Origin of the sequence: Actinoplanes sichuanensis (assembly GCF_033097365.1) — a bacterium.
Taxonomy (GTDB): Bacteria; Actinomycetota; Actinomycetes; order Mycobacteriales; family Micromonosporaceae; genus Actinoplanes; species Actinoplanes sichuanensis.
The window spans coordinates 6,281,401-6,296,878 of record NZ_AP028461.1 but is presented as its reverse complement, the minus strand read 5'-3'; the positions used below and the strand labels follow the sequence as shown (position 1 = coordinate 6,296,878).

Sequence of the window (15,478 nt, the reverse complement as noted above, 5' to 3'; positions counted from 1 at the left end):
ACGATGAGGAAGGGGACCCCCGTATGACCGCCACCCTGAACCCCTGGCCGACGACCCGGCAGGGATCAACTGACCACCCGGTGCAGACGCTGCAGTACCTGCTGCTCGCCCATGGTCACACGGTCACCGTTGACGGCGTTTTCGGCTCCGAGACCGGTGACGCGGTGCGCGCCGTGCAGCGGGCCAAGAACCTTCCCGACAACGGGGTGGTCGACGCTGACACGTGGCGTGCGCTGCTGGTACCGGTACGGCCCGGGATGCGGGGCAGTGCGGTACGCGGCCTGCAGGAGGAATTCGCCCTGGACGGCGCCGACGGGATCTACGGGCCGAAGACCGAGGCGGCCATCCGTGACCTCCAGCGCACCATGCGGGCCGGGGGCGGCGTCGTCGAGGTGGACGGGGTGGTCGGCCCGCAGACGTGGCAGGCGCTGGTCAGCGGCCTGCGGGAGGCGGCTCCGCTCTCCAAGGCCGCCTGAGAGCCTGCACCGTGGTGACCTGTGGCGCGGATTGCGCCGCGGGTCACCACGCTGCATCTCCGGCCCGCGTCGCTGGTCAGCGCGCCGCGGCGGGGTCGAAGCCGAACGGCAGCTCCAGCCGGTGCGCGGACATCCGGGAGCGGTCGGCGAGCAGTTCGCCGGTGGGGGCGTCGGCGACGATCCGGCCGGCGTCCAGGATCACCGAGCGGGGGCAGAGCTCCAGCGCGTACGGCAGGTCGTGCGTCACCATCAGCACGGTCACCGGCAACGACTGGATGATCTCGGCCAGCTCGCGGCGGCTGGCCGGGTCGAGGTTGGACGACGGTTCGTCGAGCACCAGCAGCGACGGGCGCATCGCCAGCACGGTGGCCACGGCCACCCGGCGCCGCTGGCCGAACGACAGATGCTGCGGGACCTGATCGCGGTGCTCCAGCATCCCCACGGCGGAGAGGGCCTCGGTCACACGATCGTCGAGGTCGGTTCCCCGTACCCCCAGATTGGCCGGACCGAAAGCGACGTCCTCGGCGACCGTCGGCATGAACAGCTGGTCGTCGGGGTCCTGGAAGACGACGCCGACCCGGCGGCGGATCTCGGTGATCGCCTTCCGGTCGCCGGGCGTGACCGGAAGGCCGGCGATCTCCACCCGGCCCTCGCCGCCGTGCAGGATGCCGTTGAGATGCAGCACCAGGGTGGTCTTGCCGGCGCCGTTCGGGCCGAGCAGCGCCACCCGCTCGCCCTCGGCGAGGGTGAGGTCGATGCCGTGCAGCGCCTGCCGCCCGTCGGGATAGGCGAAGGTGAGGCCGGTGATCTGGAGCGCCGCGGTCATCCGATCATGCTAGGACGGCAGCGGTGCCCGGCCGGGCCGAGGCTCATGCCAGCACCGCGGCGGCGACGGCGATTCCGGCGGCCGCCACCGGCAAGGTCGAGGAGAGTGCCCACTCACGGGCCGGCGCCGGGTCGCTGTCGAGGTGCGGCATCCGGCCGGCGTAACCGCGGGACAGCATCGCCAGGTAGACGCGTTCGCCACGCTCGTAGGAGCGCAGGAACAGCGCGCCGACGCCGACCGCGAACGCCTTCACCTGCCAGAGGAACCGCGGGTCGTAGCCGCGGGACAGCCGGGCGATCCGCATCCGGCGGGCGTCGTCGATCAGCACGTCCACGTAGCGCAGCATGAACGTCATGATCTGGGTGATCACGGTCGGGCAGCGCAGCCGGTCCAGGCCGAGGATCAGGTCACGCATCGTGGTGGTCGCGGCGAGCAGCAACGACGCCAGGACACCCAGGGTGCCCTTGGCGAAGATGTTCCACGCGCCGTAGAGGCCGTCGACCGACAGTGACATTCCGAGCCAGTCGATCCGCTCACCGTGGCCGGCGAACGGCAGCACCACGGCCAGCAGCACGAACGGCAGCTCGATGGTGGACCGCTTGAGCAGCCAGCCGGCCGGCACCCGGGCCAGGGCGGCGACCAGCGCGATCAGCACGGCGTAGCCGGCGAAGGCGGTGAACTCCTCGCGCGGCGTGACCACCACGACGATGGTGAACAGCAGCACCGCCACGATCTTGACCTCGGGCGAGAGCCGGTGGATCCGGCTGTCCTGGTCCAGGTGGAGCGGGTGCGCGTGGCCCGCCCCCATCAGGAGACCGGCCTACGGCGGCGCAGCACCCAGAAGAGGCCGCCGCCGATGGCGAAGGTCAGCAGCACTCCGGCCACCCCGGACAACCCGGTGGAGAGGTATTCGTTGTCGATGCCCTTGATGCCGTAGTCGGCCAGCGGGCTGTCGCCGAGCTGATGCTCCTGCTCCTGCTGGGCCATGCAGGTGCCGCCGGTGATCTCGTCGTCGGCGTTGAACGTGCAGCCCTCACGGGCGGCGTAGTCGAGGCCGTCCGGGCTGCCGGAGGCGAAGCTGGAGGCGACCCCGGCCAGCAGCAGGGCCACGAACAGGCCGGCGATCAGGAACTTCTTCACGCGGTGACTCCCGTCTTGGCGACGGTCGGCTGCCTACGGAAGGCGCGCAGCGCGTACACCAGGTCGGGACGGACCTTCGCCACGGTGACCACGGTGGTCGCGGCGATCAGGCCCTCGCCGACGCCGATCAGGGTGTGCACGCCGGCCATGGTGCCCGCGATCGCGCCGAGCGACAGCTCGGTGGTGCCGCCCAGCGCGTACTCGACGACGAAACCGAGCGAGGCGACCACGACCCCGACGATCGAGGCGATCAGGGCGGTCGCGCCGAGGCCGGTGGTGGTCCGCGGCAGGACCCGCAGCAGCAGGGCGACCAGCAGGTACGCGGCAGCCGTACCGATCAGGGCCATGTTGGTGATGTTGAGCCCGATCGCGGTGAGCCCGCCGTCGGCGAAGACCAGCGCCTGCACCAGCAGGACCGTCGCCACGCAGAGGGCGCCGACCCACGGGCCGACCAGGATGACCGCGAGGGTGCCGCCGAGCAGGTGGCCCGAGACACCCGGCAGCACCTGGAAGTTGAGCATCTGCACGGCGAAGATGAACGCCGCGACCAGGCCCGCCATCGGGGCGAGCCGGTCGTCGAGGTCGACCTTGGCGCGGCTGACACAGATCGCCAGGCCGGCCACCGCTATCACTATGAAGATCGCCGAGACGGGACCGTTGATGATCCCGTTGGCGATGTGCATCGCCCGCACGTCGTCCATGGCGCCAGCATATTCACCGCCAGTGGTTGTTGCATATAGTTGGCAACTGGGTCAGTGATGATCTTCACCCGACCAGGACGTCGGCCACATCCCTGCGCGGCGACGGGTGGCCCGGCTGGCCGTACCCGATCCGGAACGCGATCTGCGGGAACCCGGACCGGCCTAGCGAGCGCCGCAGCTGGTCGCGGGCCGTCGCCACCTCGATCGGCTGGGAGATCAGCGAGCTGGACAGCCCGGCGTCGGTGGCGGTCAGCAGCACGTGCTGCAGCGCCTGCCCGGCCATCAGCTGATCGAGCTTGCGGTCACCGGCCGTGCCGAGGATCCCGACCAGCGGCTCCGGCTCGTAGTCGCGCCCCGGCGCCCGCCGCCGCCCGCCGAAGTTGCGCTGCGGGATCAGGTCCTGCGCCTCGGCCACCGACGCGGCCGCCGCCACCGGGATGCCGTCGTTCGCCGACTCGGTGTCGGTCCAGGTGATCATCTCGGCCTGATACCTGTTGTCGCGCCGCAGCACCCGGTCGGCGCTGTGCGCGATCTCCGAGAACCCGGTCAGCGCGGTCATCCCGACCAGCAGGTCCAGCCAGGCGCCCTCGACCCGGGCCGCCTCGATCAACCGCACCCGCACATCGGCCGGAACCGGGTCCGGCCAGAACGGGTGCCGGTTGCTGTACCGGCGCTCGATCGACGTGTACAGGTCACGCTCGGTGTAGGTCGGCGGCCGGTGCGGGGCCGGGGTCAGCCGGGCGACCACGTCCGGCTCGTCGAAATCCGGCAGCAGCTTCACCTCGGCCGGGGTGCCGGCCCAGGCGAGCGCCAGGCGGGCGTTGAAGGTGGCCGCGCCGAGCGCCAGCCGCAACGCCCAGCCGCCGTGGTCGGCGATCGTGATCTGCCGTCCCGGGTCCGCGAGAACCTCGATGGCGCCGTCGTGCAGACGGAACGCCCACGGCTGGCTGTTGTACATGGACGGGGCCTGGAGGCCGGCCGCAGCGGCGCGCCGCAGGTCGGACGAGTCGTAGCGGTTCATACCCTTACGTTGCCCCGTCCGGCGCCCGGCGATAAGGGCCGAAGGTCCTACAACGGCACCCGCCAGAGCAGCAGCGTGCCGGGCCCGTCCGTGCGCGGCCCGATCTCGAACTCGCCGCCCAGGTCGCTCGCCCGCTCACCCATGTTGACCAGGCCACCCCGGGCCAGACTGGGGTCGATGCCGACGCCGTCGTCCTCGACCTGGAGGATCGCCTGCCGGTCGGCCACCCGCACGGAGACCCGCACACTACTGGCCTGGGCGTGCCGTGCCACGTTGGACAGGGCCTCGCGCAGCACCGCGATCAGCTCCGGCACGATGTCGTCCGGCACGGCGCTCTCCACCGGCCCGGTCGTCTCCAGGGTGGGCCGGAACCCGAGCGTGTCCAGCGCTGCGTCACAGGTGTCCCGCAGTTCGGTCCGCAGGGTCGCGCCGACCGGAGCCCGCAGCTCGAAGATCGACCGGCGGATGTCCTTGATCGTCGCGTCCAGGTCGTCGACGGCCGTGTTCACCCGCTGCACCACCTCGGGCCGGACCCCCGGCGCCATCGCACCCTGAAGTTGCATGCCGGTCGCGAACAGCCGCTGGATCACCACGTCGTGCAGGTCACGGGCGATCCGCTCGCGGTCCTCCAGAACCGCCAGCAGCTCCCGCTCCTCCTGCGCGCGGGCCCGCTCCAGCGCCAGCGCCGCCTGCCCGGCGAACGTGGACAGCAGCGCCGCGTCGTCCGGGCTGGCCGGGCCGCTCACGATCAGCACACCCTGCGGGCTGCTCTTCAGCGGCGCCACCAGGGCCGGTCCGGCCGGCAGCGGGGCCGGCCACTCGGCCGCGTCCGGCAGGTTCTCCACCAGCCGGTACGAGTCGTCGAACGCGGGCAGCACCTGGCCGGCCAGCCCGGAGTCGCCACCCTCGACGACCTCGATCCGGTAGCGGTCACCATCCGGCTCGAAGAGCAGCACCAGCACCAGCTCGGCGTCGGCCACCTCACGGGCGCGGCGGGCGATCAGCCGCAGCGCCTCGGTGCGCCGGACCGTACCCAGGAGCACGCTGGTGATCTCGGCGGCCGCCGCCAGCCACCGCTGCCGGCGCTGGGCCAACTCGTAGAGGCGGGCGTTGTCGATCGCCACACCGGCGGCCGCGGCCAGCGCCACCACCAGCTCCTCGTCGTCGTCGGTGAACTGCTCGGCGGTGCGTTTCTGGGCCAGGTAGAGGTTGCCGAATATCTGGTCCCTGGTCCGGACCGGCACGCCCAGGAAGCTGTGCATCGGCGGGTGGTGCGGCGGGAACCCGAACGAATTCGGATGCTTGGTGATGTCCGGCAGGCGCACCGGTTTCGGCTCGGTGATCAGCAGGCCCAGCACGCCCCGGCCGTGCGGCAGGTCGCCGATCTTCGCGTGCGCGGCCGGGTCGATGCCGTGCGTGACGAAGTCCGACAGACTGTTCCGGTCCGGTGCGAGCACGCCCAGCGCGCCGTAGCGGGCGTCGGCCAGCGCGCACGCCGCCTCCACGATCCGCTGCAACGTGCTGTTCAGGTCGAGGTCGGTGCCGATACCGACGACCGCGTCGAGCAGGGCACGCAGCCGCTCACGACTGGTCACGATGTCGCCGACCCGGTTCTGCATCTCCTGCAGGAGCTCGTCGAGACGGACCCGGGAGAGCGGGCTCAAACCGAGCGAGGGGGTTGTTCCTTCGGCCACGCGAGAAGGCTATCGGGTGCCGTGATCGACCCGCCCGGGACCTTAGGCCCTAGGTGGCAGGGACCCTCGCGCGGTAGGAATGAGACATGATCCGAGTCTTTCTCCTCGACGACCACGAGGTCGTCCGCCGCGGCCTCGTCGACCTGCTCCAGGCGGGCGGCGACATCGAGGTCGTCGGCGAGTCGGGGTCCGCCCAGGAGGCGGCCCGGCGCATCCCCGCCCTGCGTCCCGACGTCGCCGTTCTCGACGCGCGGTTGCCGGACGGCAACGGCATCGACGTCTGCCGTGACGTGCGGGCCGTCGACTCGTCGATCAAGGGACTCATCCTCACCTCCTATGAGGACGACGAGGCGCTCTTCGCCGCGATCATGGCCGGCGCCTCCGGTTATGTGCTCAAGCAGATCCGCGGCACCGACCTGGTCGACGCGGTCCGCCGGGTCGCCTCCGGCCAGTCCCTGCTCGACCCGGCGGTCACCCAGCGTGTCCTGGAGCGCATCCGCAACGGTGTCGAGCAGCCCCGCGAGCTGGCCTCCCTCACCGACCAGGAGCGCCGCATCCTGGAGTTCGTCGCCGAGGGCCTGACCAACCGGGAGATCGCCGGCCGGATGTTCCTCGCCGAGAAGACCGTCAAGAACTACGTCTCCAGCCTCCTGGCGAAACTCGGCCTCGAGCGGCGCACCCAGGCCGCCGTCCTGGCCACCAAACTCCTCGGCGACCACCCTTCCCACCACTGATCATCCGGTACGGGCGGTAGGCCGTTGACAGGCAACATGTTTGTCACAAAACTATCCGCCCATGAGGATCGTGATCGCGGGTGCGGGCATCGGTGGGCTGGCCGCGGCGTTGAGCCTGCACGCGGCCGGGTTCACCGATGTCACGGTCCACGAGCGGGCGGACGTGCTCCGGCCGCTCGGTGTCGGCCTCAACCTGCTGCCGCACGCCGTCCGGGAACTGACCGAACTCGGGCTCGGCGACCGGATCGCCCGGCTCGGCACCGCCCCCGGCACCCTCGCCTACTACAACCGGCACGGCCAGCCGATCTGGTCCGAGCCGCGCGGCCGGGAAGCCGGCTACCGATGGCCGCAGCTGTCGGTGCACCGCGGCCGGCTGCAGATGGAGCTGCTCGCCGCGGTCCGCGAACGCCTCGGCGACGTGGTCCACACCGGCCACCGCCTGCTCACCGTCCCGACCGACGCCGGCTCCCAGGGCTGTCGAGACGCGGCCCTGGGAGCCTGCTTCGCCACCGGCGACGGTGAACTGACCGTGGCGGCCGATCTCGTCATCGGCGCCGACGGCATCGGCTCGGCGCTGAGAAGGCAGTGGTACCCGGACGAGGGCGCCCCCGTCTGGAACGGGCTCACCCTGTGGCGGGGCACCGCCCGCGCGCCCGGTTTCCTGGACGGCCGCACGATGATCATGGCGGGCGACGCCGAGCAGAAGTTCGTCGCCTATCCGATCGGCAACGGCGAGATCAACTTCATCGCCGAGCGGCGCACCCGCGGCTACGCCGGAGAGAACGCCGACTGGAACCGGGCCGTCGACCCGGCACCGATCATCGACCTGTTCCGCGACTGGCGATTCCCCTGGCTGGACGTGCCCGGACTGGTGGCCGCCGCCGGCGAGATCCTGGAGTACCCGATGGTCGACCGCGACCCGGTCGGCAGGTGGACCCACGGCCCCGCAACCCTGCTCGGCGACGCCGCCCACCCGATGTACCCGAACGGCTCCAACGGTGCCTCCCAGGCCGTCCTGGACGCCCGTACCCTGGCCTTCCAACTGGCCGGTAAACCCCTGGACGAGGCGCTCGCCGCCTACGAGGCCGACCGCCGCCCGGCCACCACCGCGCTCGTCCTGAGCAACCGCCGTCAGGGCCCCGAGCAGGTGATGGTCCTCGCGCACGAACGCGCCCCGGACGGTTTCGCCCACATCCACGACGTCCTCACGCCGGACGAGCTCACCGAGATCGCCACGGGGTACAAGAAGGCCGCCGGATTCCATCCCGACGCCCTCAACAACCGGCCGTCGCTGAGCGTCGCCGGATGACCGCCCTCGACGCCGCCCGGCTCGCCGCGGTCATCTCCCCGCTGCGGCGCACCCTGCTGACCGCCGCCCGGGCCGCCGAGCACCTGCCGGAGATCCCGGACGCCCAGATCGAGATCATCCGGGCGCTGCCCCGCGACACCGTCACCACCCCCGGCGAACTCGCCGGACGCCTCGGGCTCAGCCGGCCCACGGTGAGCAACCTGCTCACCCAGATGGAGACCGCCGGCCTGGTCGAACGCCGCCCCCGCCCGGAGAACCGCCGTCAGGTCGAGGTGCTGGCCACCGCCCGCGCCCTCGACCTGTTCGACCGGTTCGACCGGGCCGGCGGCGAGATCGTCGCGGCCGCCGCGGCCACCCTCACCGACGCGGACCGGGCCGCCCTGGCCGCCGCCCTGCCCGCCCTGGAACGACTGCGCGACGCCCTCGCCCCCCGGTCCCACCTGAGGAGTGCTCCATGAGCCGGCGGTTCTCCCGATGGATCCAGACCCGTACCCTCCCCGGCCTGGTACCAGGCCCCTACGACATCCGGATCCAGAAGAACCTGCGGGTCCCCATGGACGACGGCGTGGAACTGCTGGCCGACCTGATCCAGCCGATCGGCTCCGACGAGGACCTGCCGGTCGTGCTCATCCGGGGACCGTACGGCCGCAGTGGTCCGGTCGCCGGTGAGGCGAAGGCCCTCGCCCGGTACGGCTTCCCGGTGCTGTTCCAGAGCTGCCGCGGCACCTGGGGGTCGGGCGGCACGTTCACCCCGCAGGTCGACGAACAGCGCGACGGCATCGCCACCCACCGGTGGGTCCGCGCCCAGCCGTGGTGCACCGGCCGGGTCGTCACCTTCGGGCCCAGCTACATGGGCTACACCCAGTGGGCGGTCGCCGGGAGACTGCAGCGTGACGACCCGGACAACGCGCCCGACGCACTCTGCCTGGTCGTCACGATGCCCGACTTCGGGGCCATCACCTGGGACAACAACGCGTTCGCGCTGCGCAACGCGCTCGGCTGGTCGCAGATGATGAGCCGGATGATCCGCCGGGAGATGCTCCCGCTGCTGCTCGGCATGCTCCGCCCGGACCGCAGACTGCTGCGCGGCTTCGGCACCCTGCCGCTGCTCGACGGCGACGTCGCCGCCACCGGCCGCCGGATCCACTGGTACCAGGACTGGGTCACCCACGAGAAGCTCACCGACGACTACTGGACCAGCCAGTCCCACACCGCCTCGGTCACCGACGTCACCGCGCCGGTCTACATGATCACCGGCTGGTACGACATCTTCCTGCCCTGGCAACTGCGCAACCACGCCCAGCTCACCGCGGTCGGCCGGGCACCGCGACTCACCATCGGTCCGTGGGGCCATTCGGCCCGCGAACTCGGCGCCACCGCGGTCGGCGAGGCCGCCGCGTTCCTCAAAGAGCATTTCAGCGGTACGGCCACCGAACGCCCGGCACTCGTGCGGGCCTTCCGGACCGGCTCGGGACAGTGGCACGACCTGCCCTCCTGGCCGCCGCCGGGCGTCACCGGCCGGACCTGGCACCTGCACGAGACCGGTCGCCTGCACGCGGACGTCCCGGACGGCGGAGTGACCGGTTACGTCTACGACCCCGACGACCCGACTCCGGCGGTCGGCGGCCCGAGCCTGGAACCGCGACAGGGCCCGGTCGACAACGCCGCGCACGAGAGCCGCCCCGACGTGGCGGTGTTCCGCGGTGACGTGCTGACCGAGCCGGTGACGATCGCCGGGACCCCGGTGGCGCGGATCCGGTTCCGGTCGTCGCGGCCGAGCGCCGACGTCTTCGTCCGGATCTGCGACGTGCACCCGGACGGCCGTTCGATGACCGTCTGCGACGCGATCCGCCGGGTGCGCCCGGCCGACGGCGACTTCCAGGAGGTGGCGATCGAGTTGTGGCCGGCGTTCCACACGTTCGCCGCCGGCCACCGGATCAGCGTCCAGGTCAGCTCGGGCGCCCACCCGCGTTATGCCCGCAACCCCGGCTCCGACGAACCGGCCGCGTCGGCGTCCGAGACGCATCGCGCCGAGCAGGAGATCTCCCACGATCCGGCCCGCCCGTCGCACCTCCGGCTTCCGGTCTGGGCACCTCACCCGGTCGAGTCGGCGTGACCGCGCCCGCGGTACCCGGGCTGGAGGCGGCGTTCGACGTCGAGGTGCGGCTCGGGCCGATGGAGGACCACGGGACGACCCGGGCCGGGCATCGCCGGGTGGTGCCGATCGTCGGCGGCCGGGTGAGCGGCCGGTTCGAGGCGGAGATCCTGCCCGGCGGCGCCGACTGGCAGATCGTCCGCCCGGACGGCGGCATCGAGATCGACACCCGGTACTCGGCCCGCACCGCCGCCGGCGCCCACGTCTACCTGCGTACCTTCGGTGTCCGCAGCGGCCGGCCGGAGATCCTCGAGGCGCTGCTGCGCGGCGACCCGGTCCCGCCGTCCGACTACTACTTCCGGATCGGCGTCCGGCTGGAGACCGCCGACCCGGCCCTGTCCCACCTGGAACAGTCCATCTTCGTGGCGTCCGCGATCCGCGAGGCGAACACGGTCCGTTACACCGCCTACCGAGTCACCTGACCGGACCCGGCCGGGGTTCAGTAGACGGTCAGGCCGTGCGAGCGGAACTGGGCTCGGACGCGGTCCAGCAGTTCGGCGGACGGGGCCGGCGTGTCGGCCAGTGGGAAGGGCTGGTTGAGGGCCGCGTACTTGGCCGCGCCCAGGCGGTGGAACGGCAGGACCTCCACCCGTTCCACGGTCGGGATCGAGGCGGCGATCCGGGCGACCGCCTCGACGTTCGCCACGGTGTCGGTCAGACCGGGGACCAGGACGAAGCGGATCCAGATCGGAATGCCACGGTCGGCCAGGCGGTGCGCGAAGTCGATCGTCGGCTGCAGCGTTCCGGTCCGGGTCACCTGGTGGTACGTCTCCTCGTCACCGGACTTGATGTCCAGGAGCACCAGGTCGGTCACGTCCAGCAGCTCGTCGGACGCCTTGGCACCGAGGTAGCCGCTGGTGTCCAGGGCGGTGTGCAGGCCTCTCTCGTGGCAACGGGTGAAGATCTCCCGTACGAAATCGGGCTGTTGAAGTGCCTCTCCACCGGAGAGGGTGACGCCGCCCCGGGCGACCTTGATGAAACGCTCGTATCGCGAGATCTCGGTCATCAGTTCGTCGGCGCCCATCTCGCGCCCGCTGCGCCGGTACCAGGTGTCCGGGCTGTGGCAGTACTGGCAGCGCAGCGGGCACCCGGCCAGGAACGCGACGAAACGCGTTCCCGGCCCGTCGACGCCGGTCGAGACGTCGAACGAGTGCACACTTCCGGTCATGGTGGAGGTCATAGCGAGCCGTGGAAGGTCCGCGAGATGACGTCGCGCTGCTGGGCCTTGGTGAGCCGCACGAAGTTCACCGCGTAGCCGGACACCCGGATGGTGAGCTGCGGGTACTTCTCCGGGTGCTCCATCGCGTCCTCCAGGGTGGCCCGGTCCAGGACGTTGACGTTCATGTGGAAGCCGTGCCCGTCGGTGTAGCCGTCGAGGACCCCGACCAGGTTGCCGACCTGCTCGTCCTTCGTACGGCCGAGGCCGTCCGGGGTGGAGGTGATGGTCAGCGAGATGCCGTCGCGGGCGCTGCGGTACGGCAGTTTCGCCACCGACAGCGCGGCCGCCACGAGTCCGTGCTTGTCACGGCCGTTCATCGGGTTGGCGCCGGGCGCGAACGGTTCGCCGAGCCGCCGGCCGTCGGGCGTGTTGCCGGTGTGCTTGCCGTAGACGACGTTCGACGTGATCGTGAGGACGGACAGGCTGGGTTCGGCGCCGCGGTACATCGGCTGCCGGCGGATCTTCTCCATGAACCGGTCGACCAGCTCCACCGCGATCGAGTCGACCCGGTCGTCGTTGTTGCCGAACGTCGGGTAGTCGCCGTCCACCTCGTAGTCGACGACCAGTCCGGTCTCGTCCCGGACCGGCTTGACCTGGGCGTGCTTGATCGCCGACAGGCTGTCCACGGCGACCGAGAGGCCGGCGATCCCGGTGGCCAGGAACCGGTGCACCGGGTAGTCGTGCAAGGCCATCTCGAGGCGTTCGTAGGCGTACTTGTCGTGCATGTAGTGGATGACGTTGAGCGCGTCGACGTAAACCTCGGCCAGCCAGTCGAGGGTGTGGTCGAAGGCGAGAGACACCTCGTCGTAGTCGAGGACGTCATCGTTGAGCGGGTGCGACGCCGGTGCCACCTGGGCGCCGCTGATCTCGTCACGGCCGCCGTTGATCGCGTAGAGCAGCGCCTTCGCCAGGTTGGCCCGCGCGCCGAAGAACTGCATGTCCTTGCCGACCCGCATGCCGGACACGCAGCAGGCGATCGCCGCGTCGTCACTGAGGTAGGGGCGGAGCAGGTCGTCGTTCTCGTACTGGATGCTGCTGGTGTCGATGCTGACCTGCGCGCAGAATTCCTTGAAACCGAGCGGCAGCCGCTGCGACCACAGGACCGTCATGTTCGGCTCCGGCGCCGGGCCCAGGTTGTACAGCGTCTGCAGGTACCGGAAGCTGGTCTTCGTGACGAGCGGCCGGTCGTCCGCCCCGATGCCGCCGATCGACTCGGTCACCCAGGTCGGGTCGCCGGAGAACAGCTCGTCGTACTCCGGGGTGCGCAGGAACCGGACGATCCGCAGCTTGATCACGAAGTCGTCGATCAGCTCCTGGGCGAACTCCTCGGTGATCCGGCCCTCGTCCAGGTCACGGGCCAGGTAGACGTCGAGGAACGTGGAGGTGCGGCCGAGCGACATGGCCGCGCCGTTCTGCTCCTTGGTGGCGCCCAGGTAGGCGAAGTACAGCCACTGGACGGCCTCCTGCGCGGTCGTCGCCGGGCCGGCGATGTCGAAGCCGTAGGACGCCGCCATCGTCTTCAGTTCGCCCAGCGCCCGGATCTGCTCGGAGATCTCCTCCCGGTCGCGGATCACGTCGGCCACCGACAGGCGCGCGTCCAGGGCGACCTTGATCGCCTTGCGCTCCTCGATCAGCCGGTCCACGCCGTAGAGGGCGACCCGCCGGTAGTCGCCGATGATCCGGCCGCGGCCGTACGCGTCGGGCAGGCCGGTGATGATGTGCGAGCGGCGGGCGGCGAGCACGTCGGCCGGGTAGGCGTCGAAGACACCCTCGTTGTGGGTCTTGCGGTAGGTGGTGAAGACCTTCTTGACGTCCGGGTCGAGTTCGCGGCCGTACGCCTTGAGGCCGCCCTCGACCATCCGCAGGCCGCCGAACGGCATGATCGCCCGGCGCAGCGGCGCGTCGGTCTGCAGACCCACGATCAGCTCGGCCTCCCGGTCGATGTATCCGGGGGCGTGCGCGGTGATCGTCGACGGGGTGGTGGCGTCGGCGTCGTAGATGCCGTTCGCGCGCTCCACCGCGAACATCTCGGAGAGCTTCGACCAGATCCCGGTGGTACGGGCGGTCGGCCCGGCCAGGAAGGCGGCGTCACCGTCGTACGGCCGGACGTTGTCGTGGATGAACCCGGCCACGTCGATCCCGGTGCGCCACGTCGTGCCCGCGAATCCGCGCCACGCGTCCATGTTTCCTCCCAGCATGACCCCTCCTAGTGGTTCCCCCTCAGCGTCTCGTCCCGGTGTTCCCTGCGGGCAGGGCCAGAGGTCCCGGATCGACGGGGAAGCCGGACCGTCGCGACCGTGCCGCCGCCGTCGTTGCCGCTCAGCGTGATGGTGCCGCGGTGCAGTTCGACGATGGCCCGGCTGAGCGCCAGCCCCAGCCCGGCACCCGGGATACCGCTGTGCCGGGCGTTGGTGGCCCGGTAGAGGCGGGCGAACAGCCGGTCCCGTTCCCCGGACGGGATGCCGATGCCGGCGTCGCTGACGGTCAGCACCGCGGCGTCGTCGTCGGCGGCCAGCGCGACGTGCACGGTGGCGCCGTCGGGGCTGTACTTGACCGCATTGCCGATCAGGTTCTCGGCGACCTGCCGCAGCCGGGCCCGATCGCCCGGGATCACCAGCCGGGCCGGCAGGTCGGTCCGGATCGGCGCGTCCGGCAGCGCCTCGGTGACCACCGCCGCCAGATCCACGTCACCGACCGTGAGCTGCGCGTGCCCGGCCTCCAGGGCGGACAGGTCGAGCAGCCGTTCGACGAGGGACCGCAGCCGGGCGTTGTTGCGCTCGATCACCCCGAGCAGCTCCCGGACCTCGCCGACGGTGGTGGTGTCGTCCTCCTCGGCGATCAGGTCGGTGTACGTGCCGATCGACGTGAGCGGGGTGCGCAGCTCGTGTCCGACCAGCGCGATGTACTCGCCGATACTGGCCGCCAGCTGGTGCGACAACTCCTCGGCCCGGCGCCGCTCCAGGTAGCCGCCGATGTGCCCGGCGATGCCGCTGAGCAGCACGGTCAGGGCCGGGTCGGGTTCCTGGTGCTCGACGGTGAACGAGCTGAGCACACCTATCACGTTGTCCGCGCTGCGCACCGGGACGGCCACCGCGGCCCGGTAGTGTTCGGCCTCGACGGTCACCGGCAGGTCCGGGGCCAGCAGGTCGGGCACCCAGATCGGCTCGCCACCGGCCCAGCACGATCCGGCCAGCCCCTGACCGCGGTCGAGCACGGCCGGGAGCTGGATCGGCGGGGCGCCCTCGGCGAGGTGGGTGGCGGCCGGGCGGAGCCGGTCGGTCACCGGGTCGACCAGCCACAGCCGCAGGTACGGCCACCCCAGCTCACCGGAGATGGCGCGCAGCACCTCGGTGCCGGCCCGGTCCGCGTCCGGTGCGTGCACCAGCGCCTTGAGCACCTCGGTCTTGCACCGCTCGTACTGGTGCTGGTGGTGCTCGGCGGTGACGTCGTGGACCGCCGCGACCGCGCCGAGGATCTGCCCGCCGGCGTCCCGGACCGGCCGTGCGTTGATCGCGAACCAGCGGCGCCGGTTCTGCCGGTCGTGGGCGAGCACCCCGTCGTGCCGGATCTCCTCGCCGCCGAGCGCCCGGTAGAGGGCGACCTCGTCGGGTGGCAGCGGGCTGCCGTCGTGGCGGCGCAACCCGAACCGCTCGGCCCAGTCGCGGGCCGGCACGCCGAGGCTCTCGTCGCCGAAGAAGTCCCGGACCGCCTGGTTGATCACCACGAGCCGCCCGTCCAGGTCGCAGGCCACCACTCCGGCGTCCAGGCTGCGCAGCAGGGCCTCGGTGAAGGCCGGGTCGTGCCGGGCCGGCGGCGACTCCAGACAGGTGCGCAGTGTCTCGGAGAGCTCCCGGACACTGAACGGTTTGGGCACCACGGCGTCCGCCTCGGCCGATGCCAGGCTGGTGTCGCCGGGCGGCAGGTAGGCGGTGATCAGGACGACCGGGACGGTGGCGGTGACCGGGTGCTCGCGCAGCGCCCGGCACATCCGGATGCCGTCCAGGTGGGGCATGTCGACGTCGGCGACGACCAGGTCGGGGCGCTCGGCGATGGCGGCGGCCAGCCCCTCCCGGCCGTCGCCGGCCAGGGTGGCGCTGTGCCCGAGGCGGCGGACCACCTCGGCGATCACCGCTTGATGTTCGGGGTTGTCCTCGACGACCAGCACCGATGCCATGTCGCCAGCCTAAATCATGATAAATGCGG

The 15,478-nt window shown here is 71.4% G+C and carries 15 protein-coding genes; 6 read left to right on the top strand and 9 right to left on the bottom strand.

Annotation, left to right across the window (positions count from 1 at the left end; translation table 11 throughout):
- The first annotated feature begins 23 nt into the window (after window positions 1-23).
- Window positions 24-476, top strand: a complete 453-nt coding sequence (locus Q0Z83_RS29000) for a peptidoglycan-binding domain-containing protein (protein ID WP_317786391.1) — start codon at window positions 24-26, stop codon at window positions 474-476.
- A 76-nt stretch (window positions 477-552) separates the two neighbouring features.
- Here the strand turns inward: Q0Z83_RS29000 and Q0Z83_RS28995 are convergent, their stop codons facing one another.
- From Q0Z83_RS28995 to Q0Z83_RS28970, 6 genes are all read right to left on the bottom strand, one after another.
- Window positions 553-1,302: an energy-coupling factor ABC transporter ATP-binding protein gene (locus Q0Z83_RS28995; protein WP_317786390.1), complete on the bottom strand. Its 750-nt coding sequence runs from the start codon at window positions 1,300-1,302 to the stop codon at window positions 553-555.
- Between the two features lie 43 nt (window positions 1,303-1,345).
- Window positions 1,346-2,110 (bottom strand): cobalt ECF transporter T component CbiQ, encoded by a 765-nt coding sequence (cbiQ, locus tag Q0Z83_RS28990; protein ID WP_317786389.1) that lies wholly within the window; start codon window positions 2,108-2,110, stop codon window positions 1,346-1,348.
- Window positions 2,110-2,442 (bottom strand): PDGLE domain-containing protein, encoded by a 333-nt coding sequence (locus tag Q0Z83_RS28985; protein WP_317786388.1) that lies wholly within the window; start codon window positions 2,440-2,442, stop codon window positions 2,110-2,112. Before Q0Z83_RS28985 ends, cbiQ begins: the two co-directional genes overlap by 1 nt.
- Entirely contained in the window at window positions 2,439-3,143 is a 705-nt protein-coding gene (locus Q0Z83_RS28980; protein WP_317786387.1) for an energy-coupling factor ABC transporter permease, read from the bottom strand. Before Q0Z83_RS28980 ends, Q0Z83_RS28985 begins: the two co-directional genes overlap by 4 nt.
- Window positions 3,144-3,207: 64 nt before the next feature.
- A complete protein-coding gene (locus tag Q0Z83_RS28975) occupies window positions 3,208-4,164 on the bottom strand; it encodes an Acg family FMN-binding oxidoreductase (protein ID WP_317786386.1) in 957 nt (318 codons plus the stop codon).
- A gap of 47 nt (window positions 4,165-4,211) precedes the next feature.
- On the bottom strand, window positions 4,212-5,783 hold the full coding sequence (locus tag Q0Z83_RS28970; RefSeq protein ID WP_317797157.1) for a GAF domain-containing sensor histidine kinase: 1,572 nt from the start codon (window positions 5,781-5,783) through the stop codon (window positions 4,212-4,214).
- Between the two features lie 161 nt (window positions 5,784-5,944).
- Between Q0Z83_RS28970 and Q0Z83_RS28965 the strand changes: the two genes are divergently transcribed.
- From Q0Z83_RS28965 to Q0Z83_RS28945, 5 genes are all read left to right on the top strand, one after another.
- Window positions 5,945-6,592 carry a response regulator gene (locus Q0Z83_RS28965; protein ID WP_093616533.1) on the top strand — a complete coding sequence of 216 codons (648 nt, stop codon included), beginning with the start codon at window positions 5,945-5,947 and terminating at the stop codon, window positions 6,590-6,592.
- 61 nt (window positions 6,593-6,653) lie between these two features.
- Entirely contained in the window at window positions 6,654-7,901 is a 1,248-nt protein-coding gene (locus Q0Z83_RS28960) for a flavin-dependent oxidoreductase (protein ID WP_317786385.1), read from the top strand.
- Window positions 7,898-8,359, top strand: a complete 462-nt coding sequence (locus Q0Z83_RS28955; protein WP_317786384.1) for a MarR family transcriptional regulator — start codon at window positions 7,898-7,900, stop codon at window positions 8,357-8,359. Before Q0Z83_RS28960 ends, Q0Z83_RS28955 begins: the two co-directional genes overlap by 4 nt.
- A complete protein-coding gene (locus Q0Z83_RS28950; protein WP_317786383.1) occupies window positions 8,356-10,017 on the top strand; it encodes a CocE/NonD family hydrolase in 1,662 nt (553 codons plus the stop codon). The genes Q0Z83_RS28955 and Q0Z83_RS28950 overlap by 4 nt, the downstream gene beginning before the upstream one ends.
- The gene (locus Q0Z83_RS28945; RefSeq protein ID WP_317786382.1) at window positions 10,014-10,478 is read left to right on the top strand and encodes a DUF3237 domain-containing protein; all 465 of its coding nucleotides are present in this window, start codon (window positions 10,014-10,016) and stop codon (window positions 10,476-10,478) included. Before Q0Z83_RS28950 ends, Q0Z83_RS28945 begins: the two co-directional genes overlap by 4 nt.
- A gap of 17 nt (window positions 10,479-10,495) precedes the next feature.
- On the opposite strand, the gene pflA is transcribed toward Q0Z83_RS28945, so the two are convergent.
- The 3 genes from pflA to Q0Z83_RS28930 are packed head-to-tail and all read right to left on the bottom strand — an operon-like array spanning window position 10,496 to window position 15,449.
- Window positions 10,496-11,224: a pyruvate formate-lyase-activating protein gene (gene pflA, locus Q0Z83_RS28940; RefSeq protein WP_317786381.1), complete on the bottom strand. Its 729-nt coding sequence runs from the start codon at window positions 11,222-11,224 to the stop codon at window positions 10,496-10,498.
- Window positions 11,225-11,232: 8 nt separating this feature from the next.
- A complete protein-coding gene (gene pflB / locus Q0Z83_RS28935; RefSeq protein ID WP_378079183.1) occupies window positions 11,233-13,473 on the bottom strand; it encodes a formate C-acetyltransferase in 2,241 nt (746 codons plus the stop codon).
- Window positions 13,474-13,481: 8 nt separating this feature from the next.
- Entirely contained in the window at window positions 13,482-15,449 is a 1,968-nt protein-coding gene (locus tag Q0Z83_RS28930; protein ID WP_317786380.1) for an ATP-binding protein, read from the bottom strand.
- Window positions 15,450-15,478: the final 29 nt, after the last annotated feature.